The organism is Nonomuraea lactucae, assembly GCF_003313395.1.
Lineage (GTDB): Bacteria > Actinomycetota > Actinomycetes > Streptosporangiales > Streptosporangiaceae > Nonomuraea > Nonomuraea lactucae.
Map to the genome: position 1 here is coordinate 1 of NZ_QNFZ01000705.1, position 3,481 is coordinate 3,481.

The following is a 3,481-nucleotide window of genomic DNA, read 5'->3' on the forward strand; positions in this document are numbered from 1 at the left end:
CGGGTGGCGGGCCGTCATCGCGGCGACGACCACGCCGATCGGGCCGCGGGCGGGCGGCGGCGGCACCGTGAGCGTCGCGGTGATCCGCTCGCCCGGCGCGCCCTCGTACATCGGCCTGCCCTCCACCGCGACGAACAGCGTGGCCCCCACCGACCACACGTCGCTGGCCGGGCCGCCGGGGTCGCCCTCCAGCCGCTCCGGCGCGATGAACCCGGGCGAGCCGATCATGACGCCCTGCTCGGTCAGCGCGGCCTGGCCCTCCTGCCTGGCGATGCCGAAGTCGGTGAGCACCACCCGCCCGCTGTCCGTGAGGAAGACGTTGCCGGGCTTCACGTCGCGGTGCTGCAGCCCCTGCGCGTGGGCCGCGGAGAGCGCCTCCAGCAGGTCGGCGCCGATGCGGGCGGCGTGCTCCTGCGGCATCGGCCCGTGCCGCTTGACGACATCGCCCAGGGTGCCGCCGCGCAGCAGCTCCATGACCAGCCAGGGCCGGTCGTGTTCGACGATGACGTCGTGCAGCGCCACGATGCCGGGGTGGCGCAGCCTGGCGGTGGCCTGGGCCTCGCGCACCGCCCTGGTGACGAGCTCGGCCCGCTCCGCGGGCGGCAGGCCGTCGGGCAGGGTGAGCTCCTTGACCGCGACCTCGCGGTCGAGCATCTCGTCCCTGGCCAGCCAGACCCTGCCCATGCCGCCGCTGCCGAGCGGCCGCGACAGCAGGTAGCGGTTGGCGAGTCGTCCCCCGGACATACAGGGAAGCGTAACGAAATCCTCAAGAGAACGGATATCGTCCCGCGCCGCCCAACTGTCGGTCGCCGTCTCTATGGTCTTGGTCGTGGACGCGCTTCAGGGCACTCTCGACGAGCTCGGCACCCCGCTGAGTGACGTCACGTTCGTCGTGTTCGACCTCGAGACGACCGGGGGCTCGCCGGCCGAGCACGCGATCACCGAGATCGGCGCGGTGAAGGTGCGGGCGGGAGAGGTGCTGGGCGAGTTCTCCACGCTGGTCGATCCCGGCGGGCCGATCCCGCCGTTCATCTCCGTGCTCACCGGCATCACCGACGCCATGGTCATGGCCGCCCCGCGCATCGAGTCCGTGCTGCCGAGCTTCCTGGAGTTCATCCACGGCACCACGCTGGTCGCCCACAACGCGGGCTTCGACACCCGCTTCGTCAAGGCCGCCTGCGCCGCCCACGGCTATCCCCCGCCGGCCAACCCCGTCGTCGACACCGTCGACCTCGCCCGCCGCGTGCTCACCCGCGACGAGACGCCCAACAGCAAGCTGGCCACCCTGGCCAGGTTCTTCCGCAGCCCGACCGAGCCGTGCCACCGCGCCCTCCAGGACGCCCGGGCCACCGTCGACGTGCTCCACGGGCTGATCGAGCGGGCCGGCTCGTTCCAGGTCCACACGCTGGAGGAGCTCAAGTCGTTCGTCCGCGCCCCCACGCCCGAGCAGCAGCGCAAGCGCCACCTGGCCGAGACGGTGCCCCACTCCCCCGGCGTCTACCTCTTCGAGGACGAGCGCGGCGAGGTGCTCTACATCGGCAAGTCCACCAACCTCCGCAACCGCGTCCGCTCCTACTTCACGGCCGGCGAGACCAGGCCGCGCATCCGCGAGATGATCGGCATCGCCGAGCGGGTCCGGCACATCGTCTGCTCGACGGCCCTGGAGGCCGAGGTGCGCGAGCTGCGCCTGATCGGCGGCGCCAAACCCCGCTACAACCGCAGGTCCCGCTTCCCCGAGAGGGTGGTCTGGCTCAAGCTCACCCAGGAGCCGTTCCCCCGCCTGTCGATCGTGCGCGAGCTCAAGGACGACGGCGCCGCCTACCTCGGCCCGTTCGGCAGCAGCCGCTCCGCCGACGACGCCCGCATCGCGCTGCACGAGGCGGTGCCGCTGCGCCAGTGCACCCAGCCCATCAGCCTGCGCACCCGCCGCGCCGCCTGCGTGCTGCACGAGATGGGCCGCTGCGGCGCCCCCTGCGAGGGCGGTGAGACCCCGGCCGACTACTCGGTCCACGTCGAGAGCGCCCGCCGCGCCATGACCCTCGACGCCTCGCTCGTCTACGCCGCCGTGTCGGCCCGCATGGAGCGCCTCTCGGTCGAGCAGCGCTACGAGGAGGCCTCCGTCGACCGCGACCGCCTGGCCGCGTTCGTCCGCACCGCCGCCCGCATGCAGCGCCTCACCGCCATCACCCGGATCCCCCAGCTGGTCGCCGCCAGTCCCGCGTTCGACGGCGGTTGGGACATCCACGTCGTCCGCTACGGCCGGCTCGCGGCGGCGGGCGTCATGCCCCGGGGCGCCCACCCCACGCCGTTCGTCGAGTCGCTGGTCGCCGCCGCCGAGACCGTCATCCCCGGCCCCGGCCCGGTCCACGCGGCGAGCGCCGAGGAGACCGAGTGCATCCTGCGCTGGCTGGAGTCGCCGGGGGTGCGGCTGGTGGAGGTCGAGGGCGAGTGGAGCCTGCCCGCCCACGGCGCGGCCCGCCACAAGGCCCGCATCGACCTCGCCTACCGCCCACTCAAGGCCCCCGCCTCACGCGAGGGCCGCCCCCTGCGCTGAGCACCGCGCAGCCGCTCCTCCCGCGATGGGCGGCCCCGGTGGCGACCCGCTAGAGTTGGCCCATGGTCACGGCTATCGTTCACATCAACGCCGAGGTGGACCGGATTCCGGAGATCGCCCAGACGATCGCCGAGATCGACGGGGTCAGCGAGGTCTACTCCATAACCGGCGAGTACGACCTGCTGGCCATGGTCCGGGTCGCCGCCTACGAGGAGATCGCCGAGGTCATCCCAGGCCGCCTCAACAAGGTGTCCGGCGTCCTGCACACCGAGACCCACGTCGCGTTCCGCACCTACTCCAAGCACGACCTCGACGCGGCCTTCTCCATCGGCTTCACCGAGGCCGACTGACCGGCCGCCTCACCTCACGGCCGTTTCCGCCTGCCCGTCCTGCTCACCCTGCTCGGACGGCTCTCCCTCCACGTCCGGCCTCCGCTGCCCGGACGGCTCTTCCTCCATGTCCGGCCTCCGGTGCCCGGACGGCTCTTCCTCCATGTCCGGCCTCCGGTGCCCGGACGGCTTCTCCTGCCCATCCGGCTCGCCTTGCTCGGACGGCTTCTCCTGTTCGGACGGCTGCGCCTGCTCGTCCGGCGGGCGGACCGCCCGCTTGGCCAGCCGTACGTTGATCTGGCTCGCCTCGTCGGCCGTGATCACGCCGTGTGCCAGCGTCACGCCCAGCGCCTCGGCGATGAGCGTCTGGTTGACGTCGACGGCCGCCTCGACCAGCGTCGCGTAGGCATCGACGCGAGCCCGGGCGTCCCGCCAGGACACCGCCAGCAGCACCGCGCCCGCGAGGAGCCCCGGCCACCAGAGCGCGCCGAGCCCCAGGTAGAGCAGCCCCCAGCCACCGGTGCGCGCCGCCGCGTCCACCGCGCCGCGCGCCTCGCCGAGCGTCTGCCGCTGCCCGTCGGGCAGCACCAGCCACAGC

The 3,481-nt window shown here is 73.2% G+C and carries 4 protein-coding genes; 2 read left to right on the forward strand and 2 right to left on the reverse strand.

What is annotated here, in order from left to right; all coding sequences use genetic code 11:
- Positions 1–744 (reverse strand): serine/threonine-protein kinase (locus DQW85_RS25720; protein WP_162795373.1); only part of this gene is annotated, 744 nt, incomplete at its 3' end.
- 73 nt (positions 745–817) lie between these two features.
- On the opposite strand from DQW85_RS25720, the gene DQW85_RS25725 reads away from it, so the two are divergent.
- Both DQW85_RS25725 and DQW85_RS25730 read left to right on the forward strand, forming a co-directional pair.
- The gene (locus tag DQW85_RS25725; RefSeq protein WP_205315406.1) at positions 818–2,554 is read left to right on the forward strand and encodes a DEDD exonuclease domain-containing protein; all 1,737 of its coding nucleotides are present in this window, start codon (positions 818–820) and stop codon (positions 2,552–2,554) included.
- A 62-nt stretch (positions 2,555–2,616) separates the two neighbouring features.
- The gene (locus tag DQW85_RS25730; RefSeq protein WP_113702536.1) at positions 2,617–2,904 is read left to right on the forward strand and encodes an Lrp/AsnC family transcriptional regulator; all 288 of its coding nucleotides are present in this window, start codon (positions 2,617–2,619) and stop codon (positions 2,902–2,904) included.
- A gap of 9 nt (positions 2,905–2,913) precedes the next feature.
- Here DQW85_RS25730 and DQW85_RS25735 read toward each other — a convergent pair.
- On the reverse strand, positions 2,914–3,481 hold a 568-nt coding region (locus DQW85_RS25735), incomplete at its 5' end, for a hypothetical protein (RefSeq protein WP_476703614.1).